We start from the raw sequence: 13452 nt of genomic DNA, 5'->3' as shown, positions 1-13452 counted from the left end.
TCACCCCTACCCTCTCCCCAAGGGAGAGGGGGAAGCGGAGCTCTTCATCGGCAGAGGGTGTCGTCCTCAGGGACCCCCTCTCCCTTGGGGAGAGGGTAGGGGTGAGGGACTTCACTTGCCGTGCCTTATCCCCTCAGCGCGGCGCGCGCTTGGCGAGAATGCGCTGCAGCGTGCGGCGGTGCATGTTGAGCCGCCGCGCCGTCTCGGAGACATTGCGCTCGCAAAGCTCGTAGACGCGCTGGATGTGCTCCCAGCGGACGCGGTCGGCCGACATCGGATTGTCGGGCGGCACGGCCTTTTCGGTCGGGTCGCGCGTCAGAGCCAGGAACACCTCGTCGGCATCGGCGGGCTTTGCGAGATAATCGACCGCGCCGAGCTTCACCGCCGTGACGGCGGTGGCGATATTGCCGTAGCCGGTCAGCACGACCATCCGCGATTCCGGCCGCTTGCGGCGGATCAGTTCGATCACGTCGAGCCCGTTGCCGTCCTCGAGCCGCATGTCGACGACCGCATAGGCCGGCGGCCGCTGATCGACCTTGCGCATGCCCTCTGCCACGGTGTCGGCGGTCTCGACCGCGAAGCCGCGTGTCTCCATGGCGCGGGCGAGGCGCTGGAGAAATGCCTTGTCGTCATCGACGATGATGAGCGACGTGTCTGTGCCGGCCAGCCCGGCGCTGTCGATATCCGTCATCGGATCCTGCCTCGGCCCCCCGTTCATTGGTTTCGTTCCTCTTGGCCGGGTTATAGGAAGCGGAGGCGCTTCCGCCAACCCCGCGCGTTACTTGCGATCATAGACGGCAAATCGCCGCAATGCGCGGTCTGATGCATATCAGCTCGCCGCGAGCGGCCGGCGACCCTTTTCCTCGCGCTCCCGGGCCTCCGCGGCGGCCGCTTCCTTGATCGCTTCGCGGTCCATCGCATGGCGCGGCCAGTCGATGCGAACGATCGCGCCATGGGCCGGCGACAACCGGTTGGAGAGCTCGACCCGCGCATGCGAGCGCTCCAGCAAGGTCTTGGCGATGAAGAAGCCGAGCCCGAGGCCGCCTGCGCGTTCCTCGCCTTCGACGCCCGAGGGCGCGCGCGTCGTGACATAGGGTTCGCCGATATGGTCGATCACGTCGGGGGCGAAGCCCGGCCCGTCATCGGCGATGACGAGCGAAACGCTATCCTCTGTCCAGACGGCCGAGACCTCGACCAGGCTTTCGGCGAAATCGACGGCATTCTCGAGCAGATTGCCGACGCCATACATCACGGCCGGGTTCCGGCGGCCGACAGGCTCGGGTCCGGACTTGCCGACGAGGCGAACCTCGATGCGCACGCCCGTGCCCTGATGCGGCTCCACGACCTCGGCGATCAGATGGCTGATCGGCAGCCGGTCGAGATGCTGGTCGGTCTGGGTCGAAAGCGAGGTGAGCTTGCTGAGGATATCGCGGCATCGGGCGGACTGGCTGCGCAGCAGCGCGACGTCCTCGGCATAGGGACTGTCGGGCGGCAGCTCGCGCTGCAGCTCCTTGGTGACGAGGGCGATGGTCGCCAGCGGCGTGCCGAGTTCATGCGCCGCCGCTGCCGCAAGTCCGTCAAGTGCCGAAAGATGCTGCTCGCGCGCCAGCACCAGCTCGGTCGCCGCCAATGCTTCGGCGAGCTGTCGCGATTCCTCGGCGACGCGGAAGGCATAGTTGCCCATGAAGAACACGCCCGAGACCAGCGCCACCCAGACGCCCGCGACATAGGTCAGCGGCAGGCTGATCGGCTCCCCGGTCCAGGGCAATGGCAGATGGAACACGGCCAGCACGCTGACGGCGGCGAGCACCAGCGCGCCAAGCGCGATCGTCAGGCGCGGATCGAGCGTCGTCGCCGAGACCATCACGGGGACGATCAGAAGGATCGAGAACGGGTTCTGCAGCCCGCCGGTCAGATAGAGCAGCGCCGAAAGCTGCAGCACGTCATAGGCGAGCAGCAAGGCCGCGGTGCGGCCCTTGAGGCGGAGGCTCGAGGGATAGCGGATCTTCAGGAACAGATTGAGCCAAGCGGAAAGGGCGATCGCGCCGAGGCAAAAGCCGAGCGGCATCGGGAAATCGAGCCAGAAGCGGACGATCACCACGGCCGCCGTCTGCCCGGCGACGGCAAGCCAGCGCAGCCGCACCAGCGTATCGAGCTTGAGGCGCGGCTGGTTGGCGTTCTGCGAGGGCAGGCTTTCCTCGGCCATCGTCATGTCAGGGGCTCCCCATTCTCAGCCGGCTTTGCCGATGAGCATAGCATGGCCGGCGTCCGGTGCCGTCGCGCCGGAGACATGACTTGCCCACGAGACTTGCCCACGAGACTTGCGCGGCGAAGAAATTCGTCCTTACATATTGCGGCGCAAAAAGAGCCGGCCCCGCCTCTGCCCGACGGTCATGGCCGACTTCCAGCTTCCGCCGAGCGGCAGACGGACCGTCGAATGACGCCTTTCTCCTATTACCAGCTTTATGAACTGCACCATGCCGCGATGACGCCCCTGCGCGCGGCGGCCGATGTCATGAAGCTCGCCTTACAGAATCCGCTCAATCCGTTTGCCCAGTCGCCGGTCGGCAAGAACTGGTCGGCGGGCCTCGAACTGTTCGAACGCGTGACCCGCCGCTATGGCAAGCCGGCCTTCGGCCTGCCGACGACGCTGGTCAGCGGCACGCGCGTCGCCGTCACCGAGCGCGTCGTCTGGAAGCGGCCGTTCTGCAATCTCATCCATTTCGAGCGCAGCCTCGACCGGCCGCGCAACGACCCGAAGCTCCTGATCGTCGCACCGATGTCCGGGCACTATGCGACGCTGCTGCGCGGCACCGTCGAGGCGATGCTGCCGAAGCACGAGGTCTATATCACCGACTGGATCGACGCCCGCGCGGTTCCGCTCAGCGATGGCAGCTTCGATCTCGATGATTATATCGACTATCTCATCTCGATCCTGCATGCGCTTGGCGGCGACACGCATGTGGTCGCAGTCTGCCAGCCGGCTGTGCCGGTGCTCGCGGCCGTTTCGGTGATGGAAGCCAAGGGCGATCCCTATGCGCCGCGCACCATGACGCTGATGGGCGGGCCAATCGATACGCGCATCAATCCGACGGCCGTCAACAAGCTCGCCGAGGGCAAGACGATCGACTGGTTCCGCGACAATGTCGTGATGAAGGTGCCGTTTCCCCATCCCGGCTTCATGCGGGACGTCTATCCGGGCTTCCTGCAGCTTTCCGGCTTCATGTCGATGAACATGGACCGCCATGTGAACGCCCATAAGGAGTTCTTCGGCCATCTCGTCGCCGGCGATGGCGACAACCAGACCAAGCATCGCGATTTCTATGACGAGTATCTCGCGGTCATGGATCTTTCGGCCGAATTCTACCTGCAGACCGTCGATGCGGTGTTCATCAAGCATGCCCTGCCGAAGGGCGAGATGATGCATCGCGACACGCCGGTCGATCCCACGGCCATCCGCAATGTGGCGCTGCTCACCGTCGAGGGCGAGAACGACGACATCTCCGGCGTCGGCCAGACCGAGGCGGCGCAGCGGCTCTGCGTGAACATTCCCGACGACATGCGCGCGCATTACGTGCAGCCGAAGGTCGGCCATTACGGCGTCTTCAACGGCTCGCGCTTCCGGGCCGAGATCGCGCCGCGCATCGGCGATTTCATCCTGACGCATAACCGGCGCTTGCCGGCCGCCGCGCCGCGCGTCGCCGCCAAGCCCTCCGCGAAGGCGGCCGATACGCTGGCGGCCATCGTCCTCGCCAAGCCGAAAGGCGCTGCCGACGATCTGAAGGAGATCGCCGGTGTCGGCCCGAAGCTCGAGCAGACGCTGAACGCCATCGGCATCTTCCACTTCTGGCAACTGGCCGGGCTGACGGCCGCTCAGATCGAGGAACTCGACGGCCGCCTCGCCTTCAAGGGCCGCATTGCCCGTGACCGCTGGGTCGAGCAGGCTGCAGAGCTGGCGGGCGAGCGCACCGCCTGAACGGCGCGCGTCCGCGCGCCCCGTCCGATTTTTCTTGAACTGGGGGCATGCCCTTCCCACCTCAATTCCCGTTGGGGATTTCCAGGAAGGAAAGGGATCCATGACCCATACTCAGGCCTTGCGTCCGGGCTGGACGCCGCTCACCATTGCGCTGATGGTCCTCGGCTTCGTCGTGTTCTGGCCGCTCGGTCTCGCCATGCTCGCCTACATCATCTGGGGCGACCGCCTGCCCGAGTTCCGCCGCAGCGCGGAGGGTGTCCGGGATGATTTCAAGCGCTCATTCGGCGGTTGCGGTTCGAAGCGCTGGAATGCCGGCAGCTCGTATCAGAGCGGCAATTCGGCGTTCGACGCCTACCGCGCGGCCGAGCTGAAGCGCCTCGAGGAAGAGCGCCGCAAGCTTGACAGCGAGCGCGCCGAGTTCGAGGCGTTCATGACGAACCTGCGCCGTGCCCGCGACCAGGAGGAGTTCGATCGCTTCAAGGCCGATCGCAGCCGCGCCCGCCAAGCGCCGGCGAGCGAGACGCGCCAGAATGGCGACGATACGGTCATCGACCTCTGATCGACGGACGGCCACCCGATGTCGGGTGACAAGGGATGCGGCCGGGCAGCGATGCCCGGCCTTTTTCATGCAAGAATCACCTGAAGCGAATCGGCCGGCCGGAGCGGACCGGCAGCGCGGACCAGGGCTCTGGGTCGAAGGCGACATGACGGGTTTCTTCACGAGGATGCTGGCGCCGCCGAAGGCGAAGGAGCGCGTCAGGGGACGCGCTGCGCCCCGCCCCGATCACTGCCATGTTGACATCGAGGGCGAACCGGTCCGCGTTGCGATCAACTGGAATCCGCGAGCCAGCCGCTACACGCTGCGGCTCACAGGCGCCGTGCGGCAGCCAGTGGTCACCATCCCCGCGCGGGGCACGCTCGATGAGGCGCGCGCTTTTCTTCATCGGCACAGGGGCTGGCTGAAGGCACGCCTCGACGCCCTGCCGGTTTCGGTTCCCCTCGCCGATGGCGGGCTTCTACCCCTGCGCGGCGAGATGCTCGCGATCCGCCATCGCCCGGGCCGTGGCCTCGTCCGTGTCGAGCGCAGCGAAGCCGGTGCGGTTCTCGTCGTCCCCGGCGACACCGCGCATCTTGGCCGCCGCGTCACAGATTTCCTGAAGCGCGAGGCTCGTGCCGATTTCGAGGCGGCGACCGCCCGCTATGCGGCGGCGCTCGGCGTGAGCGTCAAGGCGATCCGCCTCGGCGATCCGTCGAGCCGCTGGGGCTCATGCTCGAGTTCGGGGACGATTTCCTATTCCTGGCGCGTCGTGATGGCGCCGCCCGCGGTGCTCGACTATCTCGTCGCGCATGAGGTGGCACATCTGCGCGAGATGAACCATTCGCCGCGTTTCTGGAAGCTGGTGCGCCAGATCTGCCCCGAGATGGAGACGGCCAAGACCTGGCTGACACGAAACGGCGCCACGCTGCATGCTGTTGGCGCGGTCTGATGTCGGTCAGGCGGGCGCCTAGATCTCCGAAAATCCCGCCTCCGGATCAAACAGGCCGTGCAGTCGATGGGCGGCGACCTTGCCGAACTGGATCATCATCGCCTTGCGCCGTGCTGCGGTGAGCGGCGTCGCGGGTGGCTCGCGCAGGATTTCCGCGCCATAGGCATCGGCGAGGATGAGGCCGGCTTCCTGCGGGAAGACCTCGGAAGGGACGCCGGCATGGCTCGCGAAATAGAGCCGGTCACAGAACGGCGCATAGTCGAGCCATTTGCGGTCGGCCCGGAAATCCTCGATCGAAGACTTGATCTCGACGATGGTGAATTCCCCGCCCGGCCCGAGCGCCACGACATCGGCGCGCCGGCCGCTGGCCAGCACCAGCTCGGAGAGCACGGCATGGCCACGAGCACGGAACAGCCGCCCGATGCCACGCTGCAGGGCGAGCGCCATGTCGGATTGCCGTCCGTCGCGCGGAAAGGCGATAGCTGCGGAATAAACCATGAACGGATTTTGCCACGTCCGCGCCCCCGTCTTCAAGAGGCCGCGACGCGAATGAGGCTGTGGCGGCCAGGCTGGCGGCTAGCGGATGGTTTCGATGCCGGCAAGGATGAGGTCGATGCCGGCGAGGAACTGCGCCCGGTCGTCATGGTCGCGCAGTTGGACGACCATCCTTCGCACGACCGGATATGCGGCGGGGTCGAGCTGTGCCCACCGGTCGGCGACCGATCCGAGATAGGCGGCGCGGTCGACCGAGGGCTTATGCATGCGGGCGTTCGCGGCGTTTTGACCGGCGACGCCGAGAATGTAGTGCACGAGCGCGGATCCGGCGTCGAACAGCGCGTGTTCGGGCAGGCCGAGTGCCTGGAGGCGGCCGCCGATGGTCTCGATGATCTGCAGCATGGCCGGCCGCCAAGGCTCGCGGAACAGCTGGGCCCCCACCCAGGAATGCACATCGATGGCATCGAAGACCCCGAGCGCGACGGCTCGGATGGCAGCCTTCGGCTCATCCCCGGCGACAAGCGCGACCATGACGCGGGCGATGATGGCGTCGGTCGCGGCGGCGAGCAGATCGTCCTTGTCGGCGACGTGCCAATAGATCGCCCCGCTGCCGGTTTGCAGCCGCGACGCGAGCGTGCGGAACGTCAGCGCGCTCTCGCCTTCGGCATCGAGGATCTCGATCGCGGCCGCGACGATCCGCTCCTTGGAAAGAGAATCCCTGCGCCGTTCGGTCCGTCGTGTCTCGGGTGCCATGGCCCATCTTGACATGAATGGAACCGCGTTCCAAATGGGAGGCAATGGAACGCCGTTCCATAAACCTTTTGCAGGGATTATCGAAATGGTTCATGTCACGATCATCGGCGCAGGCCTCGGCGGGCTCGTCCTGGCGCGCGTCCTGCATGTTCACGGCATCGCGGCCACCATCTACGAGGCAGAGCCCTCGGCGGAAACCCGCAGGCAGGGCGGCCAGCTCGACATCCACGCGGAGGACGGCCAACGCGCGCTCAAGGCTGCCGGCTTGTTCGAGGCCTTCAGGGCGATCATCCACGAGGGCGGCGAAGCCATGCGCGTGCTCGACCGCACCGGGGCTTTGCTGTTCGAGAAGCCCGACGATGGCACAGGCGGCCGTCCCGAAGTCCTGCGCGGCGATCTCAGACGGATTCTGCTCGAATCCCTGCCCGCAGGGACGGTCCAGTGGGGCAAGAAGCTGAGCGGCCTTGCCGCTACGGGCGGGGGTCGGCATGAACTGGTCTTTGAGGACGGGTCGAAAGCAAGCGCTGGACTGCTCGTCGGCGCGGACGGAGCGTGGTCGAAGGTCAGGCCGCTGCTGTCCGACGCCTGGCCTGCCTATGTCGGCATGACATTCGTCGAGACCTACCTGCATGACGTGGACAACAGGCACCCGGAGACGGCCGAAGCGGCCGGATCGGGCGCCCTGTTCGCGTTCATGCCGGAAACAGGAATCTTCGCCCATCGCGAGGCCGGCGGAGTGCTCCATGCCTATATTGCGCTTCGCCGCCCGGCGGATTGGATCGCTGGCATTGATTTCACCGACCCCGCCGCCGCGATGGGTCGGGTCGCGGCCGAATTCGAGGGCTGGTCGCCGGCGCTGACGGCGCTGTTAACCGACAGCGATACCGCGCCGGTTCCGCGTATGATCTATGCGCTCCCCGGCAACCACCGATGGACCAGAGTGCCGGGGGTGACGCTCATTGGCGACGCCGCTCACCTCGCCGCCCCGAACGGGGAAGGCGCCAACCTCGCCATACTCGACGGTGCCGAACTCGCTTTGGCGCTCGCTGCTCACCCTGACGACAGTGAAGCAGCGTTCGCTGCCTATGAGGCGGCGATGTTTCCGCGCAGCGAGGCGTCCGCAGCCGGCGCGGACCAGATCCTGGAGCTCTGCTTCGACGCACGCGCGCCCTTCGGACTGGTCGACTTCTTCAGTGGCGTCAGCGAGGCAGGTGAAACGGTCGCCCGGCAGTCCTGATGCCTGCGGCCAGCGTGCCGCGTCGCGAGCCTTCTAGCGCCAGCGGTTATGCAGCCAGAGCCATTGGTCGGGATGTTCGCGCACCCAGCCTTCGACCACGGACATCACCAGCGCGGTGCCGCCGGCGACATCGATGCGGCCTTCGGCGTCGCGCGGCATGTCGAGCGGCGGGGTTAGCTCGACGCGGAAGCGGCCATCGGGCAGGCGGATGGTGCGCGCGCCATGCACCGGGCACTCATACTGACGCGCAAGACGGGCGACGAGCGGATTGGCCGAGACGAGGCGGCCGAAGAACGGCACGCGCGGCCCGCCTGTGTGATGCTGGTCGGTGAGCAGCCCGAGATGCTCGCCGCGATCGAGCGCGGCCGCGACTTCGAAGGTGGCGCCGCGACCCGAGGCGACGAGCGTGCCCATCAGTTCCTCGCGCCGGGCCATCAGGTCCTGCGCGATGCGGTTATTGCTCGGCATGCGGAAAAGCGCGACCACGGGCAGATCGAAGCGCGCCGCGACGATGGCAAGCGCCTCCCAGTTCGCGAGATGGGCCGAGAAGATGATGCCGGGCCTGCCGTCCTCGCGCAGGGCCAGGAACTGGTCGAGCCCGTCGATCTCGGTGCGGCCGCGCTCGGGATGATAAGGGTCGATATCGATCAGCTTGTCGATATGGACATATTCGACCACCGTCCGGCCGAGGCTCGCCCAGGCGTTGTCGAGGATCGCCTGCCGTTCTTCCAGCGACTTCTCGGGAAAGGCCGCGGCGAGATTGGCGAGCGCGAGCCGCGATTCCGGCACGAAGCGACCGACGAAGCGCGAGAGCCGGTCGGCCAGTCCGCCGGCGGCTTTCGGCCCGAGCAGGCGCACGAAGCCGATCAGCCCGCGCACCGTGCCGCCGATGACGGCATTGACGAGCGGGGAGCGCAGGAGCCTCCGCGTGAACTCCTTGCGTCGCCGCTTGCGCTCGGCCTTGCTCATCGCGTCAGAGCGTCACGATGATCTTGCCGAAGACCTGGCGCTGCTCGATCCGGTCGAGGGCGCTGTCGATATCTTCGAGATCGACGACGCTGTCGATGACGGGCGTGACGATGCCCGTGCCGATCTTGCCCATGGCGTGGGCGATGTTCTCGATGCGGCAGCCGAATGAGCCGATCAGGCGCAATTGCTGCTGGTAGAGCTGGAAGAGATTGATCTCGGCCGAGATGCCGGTGGTCGAGCCGCAGGTGACGAGCGTGCCGCCACGGCGCAGCGAGAACATGCTGCCGGCCCAGGTATCGACGCCAACATGCTCGAACACGACATCGACGCCGCGCTTCTTGGTCAGCTTGCGCACGACGCCCTCGAACCGCTCTTCGCGATAGTTGATGACATGATGCGCGCCAAGCTCGCGGGCTTTCTCGGCCTTTTCGGGGCTGCCGACCGTGGTGATGATCGTCGCGCCGGCCGCGCGGGCAAGCTGGATCGCCGCCGTGCCGATGCCGCTGCCGCCGGCCTGGATCAAAATGGTCTGGCCGGCCTCGAGCTTGGCATTGTCGAACAGCATGTGCTCGACGGTGCCGAAGGTGACGGGCGTACAGGCCGCATCGCGCACCGTGACGCCTTCCGGCGCCGGCACGACGAGGCGGGCCTTCATCGTCACATAGTCGGTGGCGAGGCCGTCGATATGGAAGCCGCGCACACCCGCGACGTTCTCGCAGAGATTGTCGCGGCCGGCATGGCAGGCCGGGCACATGCCGCAGGTCTCCGCGCCGTAGATCGCCACGCGCTGGCCGACGGCGAGCCCCTCGACGGACGGGCCGATCTTCTCGATGGTGCCGGCCGCTTCGGCGCCTATGGTCAGCGGCAGCTTGCGCTTGGCGAAGGCCATGCCGCGCCAGCCCCAGACATCGATGTGGTTGAGCGCGACCGCGCCGATCTTGACGCGGACTTCGCCGGGACCGGGCTCCGCCGCCATTGGCACGTCGACGATCGAAAGCTTGCGGTCGGAGAGGAGCTGAAGCGCGCGCATCGAGATCTTGTTCCATCCAGCCGCGAGAGCGGCCGTCCTTCGGCAGGGCTTGACGGCCGCCCGGAGGCGGCCGCGGTTCATGGCTGAGGCTTAGCGGTTCGCGCGCCCTTGCGCCAGAGCGCGGCGTGCAGCGGCCCGGTTCACGCCGGCTCTGCGGCGATCAGCAGGCAGGCATTCTGGCCGCCGAAGCCGAACGAATTCGACAGCACCATCGAAACGGGCTGCGCCCGCGCGACATTCGGCACCACGTCGAGCGGGATCGCCGGATCGGGGTTGTGATAGTTGATCGTTGGCGGGATCAGGCCTTCGGCGATCGTCTTCAGCGAGAACACCGCCTCGATCGCGCCAGCCGCCGTCAGCGTATGGCCGATCATCGACTTGTTGGACGAGATCGGGATGCCCTTCAGCGCCTCGCCGAACACAGCCTCCAGCGACATCGCTTCCATCTTGTCATTCTCCGGCGTGCCGGTGCCATGAGCATTGATGTAGTCGACATCGGCAGTCGAAACGCCGCCATCGTCGAGCGCCTGCTGGATGGCAGCGATCACGGGCGAGCCATCCGGCTTCGAGCGGGTCCGGTGGAAATCATCGGCCTTTTCGGCGATGCCCCTGATGACGCCGAGGATATTGGCGCCGCGCGCCCGCGCAGCGTCATAATCCTCAAGCACCAAGGCGCCGGCGCCTTCCGCCATCACAAAGCCGTCGCGATCCCTAGAGAAGGGCCGCGAAGCCTTTTCCGGGTCGTCATTGCTCGTCGAAAGCGCAGAAAGCAGCGAGAAGCGCACGAGGCCCTCAATACGCACGGAGCCATCCGTGCCGACGACCAGCGCCGCCTCCGTATCGCCGCGGCGGATCGCCTCGACGCCGAGCTGGATCGCCGAGGCGCCCGAGGCGCAGGCGGTCGACAGCGAGATCGGCGCGCCGCGTGTACCGAAATGATCGGCGGTGCGATCGGCGACGCAGCCATAAAGCGCGAATTCATAGGTGTCCGGGTCGTTCAGCGACAGCACGCGCTGGATCATCCGGTCATAGGCATCGCCGGCTTCGGGATCGGTGCCGGCGAAGAAATCGCGCCGCGCCGGCCATTCGATCTCGACCGGCGGCACCGCCATGAACAGCATGCCCGGAAAATCGCCCGGCGCGCCGATGCCCGATTGCTCCACGGCCTCGGCGGCGGCGAGATGGGCGAGCCGCTCGGAAAGGACCGGCGAGCGCACTTCGTCGGGATAGAGAAAATCGACCGTTCCGGCGATGGTGGTGCGCATATGCAGCGTCGGAAAGCGGGTAATCCGGTGGATGCCCGATTTGCCGGCGGTCAGCGCCGCCCAGTTGTCGTCGATGCCCTGGCCGAGCGAGGAGACGACGCCCATGCCGGTGACGGCGACGACCGGTCGTCCGAGGTGATCGCGAGTCTTGGCCATCGCCATGTCCTTCCTTCAGTCCGCCGCTTCGACGAGTGCCATGCCCTCGCCGCGCCAGAAGCCCCAGCTGGTGGCGAGGATCTGCGCCGGCGTCGCCGCCGGCAGCTCGATGCCGCTGCCATCCGTCGGAAGATAGAAACCGTGTCGCGCGATCGCCAGTGCGGCAAGTGCGACCTGGACCGGAAAGGCCGCCTCGATCGCGTTGCCGATCAACGTCTGCGTCGCCCTGACGCCGCCGACCTTGCCCTCGGCGACAAGCGCGTCCCAGAGCGCGCGCTCTTCAGCGGTCGCCGCGGCGATGCCGTTGGCACCGGAAAGAACGCCGGGCGGTGTCGGACCGAACTGTGCCGAAAGCTCGTCGAACTGCTTGCGCGCCACCTTGGCGGCGTCGCCCGGCCCGCGCCGGCTGCGTCCTGAAAGGACGGAGGAGAGTTTCGCATAGGCCGACTTGCCGCGCGCCTCGGCATGGGCGCGCGATTCGAGCACGAGGAAGGCGCCGGCCGAGCCGGTGATCATGCCGCCCTCGGCAGCCGCGCCGCGCTCCCAGACCGTTGCCGGCTCGCCCTGCCAGAGCGTGCGGCCCATGGCGAGCGACAGCAGCATGTCCTTGCGTTCGGCATTATAGGCCGCCCCGACGAGGAAAAGTTCGCCCTGGCCGGCGCTGATGCGCCGCGCCGCAACCTCGACGGCGCTGATGCCGGCGATTTCCTCGCCCATGAAGGTGCGCGACGACCCGGTCACCTTGTGGACGATCGAGATATTGCCGGCGAGAAGATTGGAGAGCTGGGCGAGAAACAGCGTCGGCCTGAGGTCGTTGGCGAGATGCTCGTTGAGAAACGAGGCCGGCTCGGCCGCCGTCTCGAGGCCGGCGAGGATCTGACCGTCGACATCGAGGTCGCGCTCGCCGCCGCCGGCAGCCACCACCATGTCCATGCGGGCCAGCCGCTCGGCATCGCCGGTGAGGCCGGCATCGTCCAGCGCCAGGCCTGCCGTATAGGTGCCGAGCCGCTGCCAGGTTTCCATCTGGCGGATATCGGCGCGGCGCGGGATCTGCTTGTCGAGTTCGAGCGGCACCATCGGGAAGACGGGAAACGGCTTGAACTTGCCCGTTTCGGCGGGATGAGGCCGCGCGCCGGTCTCGGCCATGGCGTGCCAATGCGCATCGAGCCCCTCGCCCAGCGAGGAGACGAGGCCGATGCCGGTGACGAGGACGTCGTTCGGGGCGCTCATGATTCTTCCGTGATGGGGGCGGCGCCCGGCGCCAGGCCGATCGCCTCCGCGCGCTTGACGAGTTCGCCGCGGAGTTCAGCCGCGGGGAAATCCATGATCCGGAGCGTCAGCTCGGCATCGCAGACCGGGCCATCCTGCTCGATCCGCGCATTGGTCACCGTGAAGCCGGAGCCCTCGTGTACGAGGCTGGCATGGACGTCGAGGATCGCGCCGGGCTGGACGAACTTGCGGAACTTCGCCTTCTTGACGCCCATGAAGAACGGCATGCGCGCGAGTTCGTTGAGGCCGAGGATCAGATAGCCGGAGGCCTGCGCCATCGTTTCGATGAGCAACACGCCCGGCATGATCGGATAGCCGGGGAAATGGCCCTCGAACACGGGACTGCGCTCCGGGACGATCGCCCGGCAGTGAATGGTTCCGGCAGCGGCGTCGAAGGTGACGACGCTGTCGATCATCTGGAAATATTCGAGGCGCATTTCGCCGTCAGGCGTTCTTCTTGGCGATCAGTTCGTCGATATGGGCGCAGAGGTTCTTCAGCAGGAAATACTCCTCGACCGAGGCCTTGCCTGCATTCACTTCCTGCGTCCACTGCTCGAGCGGAATCTTGATGCCGAACTTCTTGTCGAGCGCAAACACGATGTCGAGGAAGTCGAGGCTGTCGATGCCGAGGTCGTCGATCGCGTGCATCTCCGGCGTGATCTTCTCGCGCGGGATTTCGCTCGTCTCGGAGATCACATCGGCAACGATGTCGAACGTGGATGACATGACGGTCAGTGGTCCTATGTTCTCGCGGGCTTCCGGGTGGCGACGCCGGCAGCGTCGAAGCGGCACGGGGCCGCGCGCGCTGCCATCGA

The 13452-nt window shown here is 66.8% G+C and carries 14 protein-coding genes; 4 read left to right on the top strand and 10 right to left on the bottom strand.

Annotated features, from left to right (window positions below; all coding sequences use genetic code 11):
* Positions 1-133: 133 nt before the first annotated feature.
* On the bottom strand, positions 134-691 hold the full coding sequence (locus tag LB518_RS12545) for an ActR/PrrA/RegA family redox response regulator transcription factor (RefSeq protein WP_073054214.1): 558 nt from the start codon (positions 689-691) through the stop codon (positions 134-136).
* 138 nt (positions 692-829) lie between these two features.
* Positions 830-2206, bottom strand: a complete 1377-nt coding sequence (locus LB518_RS12540; RefSeq protein WP_286198689.1) for an ActS/PrrB/RegB family redox-sensitive histidine kinase — start codon at positions 2204-2206, stop codon at positions 830-832.
* Positions 2207-2437: 231 nt separating this feature from the next.
* Here LB518_RS12540 and phaZ point away from each other — a divergent pair, with 231 nt between their 5' ends.
* The 3 genes from phaZ (at position 2438) to LB518_RS12525 (ending at position 5463) form a co-directional block, all read left to right on the top strand.
* Complete coding sequence (gene phaZ, locus LB518_RS12535; protein WP_224577841.1) at positions 2438-3976, top strand: polyhydroxyalkanoate depolymerase; 1539 nt, start codon at positions 2438-2440, stop codon at positions 3974-3976.
* A gap of 100 nt (positions 3977-4076) precedes the next feature.
* Entirely contained in the window at positions 4077-4535 is a 459-nt protein-coding gene (locus LB518_RS12530; protein WP_224577840.1) for a DUF2852 domain-containing protein, read from the top strand.
* 145 nt (positions 4536-4680) lie between these two features.
* Complete coding sequence (locus LB518_RS12525) at positions 4681-5463, top strand: M48 family metallopeptidase (RefSeq protein WP_224577839.1); 783 nt, start codon at positions 4681-4683, stop codon at positions 5461-5463.
* 18 nt (positions 5464-5481) lie between these two features.
* On the opposite strand, the gene LB518_RS12520 is transcribed toward LB518_RS12525, so the two are convergent.
* Both LB518_RS12520 and LB518_RS12515 read right to left on the bottom strand, forming a co-directional pair.
* Entirely contained in the window at positions 5482-5961 is a 480-nt protein-coding gene (locus LB518_RS12520) for an MmcB family DNA repair protein (RefSeq protein WP_224577838.1), read from the bottom strand.
* A gap of 78 nt (positions 5962-6039) precedes the next feature.
* Complete coding sequence (locus LB518_RS12515; RefSeq protein WP_224577837.1) at positions 6040-6711, bottom strand: TetR/AcrR family transcriptional regulator; 672 nt, start codon at positions 6709-6711, stop codon at positions 6040-6042.
* A gap of 85 nt (positions 6712-6796) precedes the next feature.
* Here LB518_RS12515 and LB518_RS12510 point away from each other — a divergent pair, with 85 nt between their 5' ends.
* The gene (locus LB518_RS12510) at positions 6797-7948 is read left to right on the top strand and encodes an FAD-dependent oxidoreductase (protein WP_224577836.1); all 1152 of its coding nucleotides are present in this window, start codon (positions 6797-6799) and stop codon (positions 7946-7948) included.
* Between the two features lie 33 nt (positions 7949-7981).
* Here LB518_RS12510 and LB518_RS12505 read toward each other — a convergent pair whose 3' ends face one another.
* From LB518_RS12505 to LB518_RS12480, 6 genes are all read right to left on the bottom strand, one after another.
* On the bottom strand, positions 7982-8917 hold the full coding sequence (locus LB518_RS12505; protein ID WP_224577835.1) for a lipid A biosynthesis lauroyl acyltransferase: 936 nt from the start codon (positions 8915-8917) through the stop codon (positions 7982-7984).
* Positions 8918-8921: 4 nt separating this feature from the next.
* The gene (locus LB518_RS12500) at positions 8922-9947 is read right to left on the bottom strand and encodes a zinc-binding dehydrogenase (RefSeq protein ID WP_073053554.1); all 1026 of its coding nucleotides are present in this window, start codon (positions 9945-9947) and stop codon (positions 8922-8924) included.
* A gap of 140 nt (positions 9948-10087) precedes the next feature.
* Entirely contained in the window at positions 10088-11368 is a 1281-nt protein-coding gene (locus LB518_RS12495; RefSeq protein WP_224577834.1) for a beta-ketoacyl-ACP synthase, read from the bottom strand.
* A 15-nt stretch (positions 11369-11383) separates the two neighbouring features.
* Complete coding sequence (locus LB518_RS12490; RefSeq protein WP_224577833.1) at positions 11384-12598, bottom strand: beta-ketoacyl-ACP synthase; 1215 nt, start codon at positions 12596-12598, stop codon at positions 11384-11386.
* Positions 12595-13074, bottom strand: a complete 480-nt coding sequence (locus LB518_RS12485; RefSeq protein ID WP_224577832.1) for a 3-hydroxyacyl-ACP dehydratase FabZ family protein — start codon at positions 13072-13074, stop codon at positions 12595-12597. Before LB518_RS12485 ends, LB518_RS12490 begins: the two co-directional genes overlap by 4 nt.
* 7 nt (positions 13075-13081) lie before the next feature.
* Positions 13082-13363: an acyl carrier protein gene (locus LB518_RS12480; RefSeq protein WP_073053560.1), complete on the bottom strand. Its 282-nt coding sequence runs from the start codon at positions 13361-13363 to the stop codon at positions 13082-13084.
* Between the last annotated feature and the right edge of the window lie 89 nt (positions 13364-13452).

Origin of the sequence: Mesorhizobium sp. BR1-1-16, assembly GCF_020165495.1 — a bacterium.
GTDB lineage: Bacteria > Pseudomonadota > Alphaproteobacteria > Rhizobiales > Kaistiaceae > Kaistia.
This window is presented reverse-complemented; position numbering and strand designations above follow the sequence as displayed.

What these genes read in the sequence shown, in the direction of transcription:
- LB518_RS12545 (WP_073054214.1), bottom strand. Translation starts at nt 691, where the DNA reads ATGACGGATATCGACAGCGCCGGGCTGGCCGGCACAGACACGTCGCTC.
- LB518_RS12540 (WP_286198689.1), bottom strand. Translation starts at nt 2,206, where the DNA reads ATGGCCGAGGAAAGCCTGCCCTCGCAGAACGCCAACCAGCCGCGCCTC.
- phaZ (WP_224577841.1), top strand. Translation starts at nt 2,438, where the DNA reads ATGACGCCTTTCTCCTATTACCAGCTTTATGAACTGCACCATGCCGCG.
- LB518_RS12530 (WP_224577840.1), top strand. Translation starts at nt 4,077, where the DNA reads ATGACCCATACTCAGGCCTTGCGTCCGGGCTGGACGCCGCTCACCATT.
- LB518_RS12525 (WP_224577839.1), top strand. Translation starts at nt 4,681, where the DNA reads ATGACGGGTTTCTTCACGAGGATGCTGGCGCCGCCGAAGGCGAAGGAG.
- LB518_RS12520 (WP_224577838.1), bottom strand. Translation starts at nt 5,961, where the DNA reads ATGGTTTATTCCGCAGCTATCGCCTTTCCGCGCGACGGACGGCAATCC.
- LB518_RS12515 (WP_224577837.1), bottom strand. Translation starts at nt 6,711, where the DNA reads ATGGCACCCGAGACACGACGGACCGAACGGCGCAGGGATTCTCTTTCC.
- LB518_RS12510 (WP_224577836.1), top strand. Translation starts at nt 6,797, where the DNA reads ATGGTTCATGTCACGATCATCGGCGCAGGCCTCGGCGGGCTCGTCCTG.
- LB518_RS12505 (WP_224577835.1), bottom strand. Translation starts at nt 8,917, where the DNA reads ATGAGCAAGGCCGAGCGCAAGCGGCGACGCAAGGAGTTCACGCGGAGG.
- LB518_RS12500 (WP_073053554.1), bottom strand. Translation starts at nt 9,947, where the DNA reads ATGCGCGCGCTTCAGCTCCTCTCCGACCGCAAGCTTTCGATCGTCGAC.
- LB518_RS12495 (WP_224577834.1), bottom strand. Translation starts at nt 11,368, where the DNA reads ATGGCCAAGACTCGCGATCACCTCGGACGACCGGTCGTCGCCGTCACC.
- LB518_RS12490 (WP_224577833.1), bottom strand. Translation starts at nt 12,598, where the DNA reads ATGAGCGCCCCGAACGACGTCCTCGTCACCGGCATCGGCCTCGTCTCC.
- LB518_RS12485 (WP_224577832.1), bottom strand. Translation starts at nt 13,074, where the DNA reads ATGCGCCTCGAATATTTCCAGATGATCGACAGCGTCGTCACCTTCGAC.
- LB518_RS12480 (WP_073053560.1), bottom strand. Translation starts at nt 13,363, where the DNA reads ATGTCATCCACGTTCGACATCGTTGCCGATGTGATCTCCGAGACGAGC.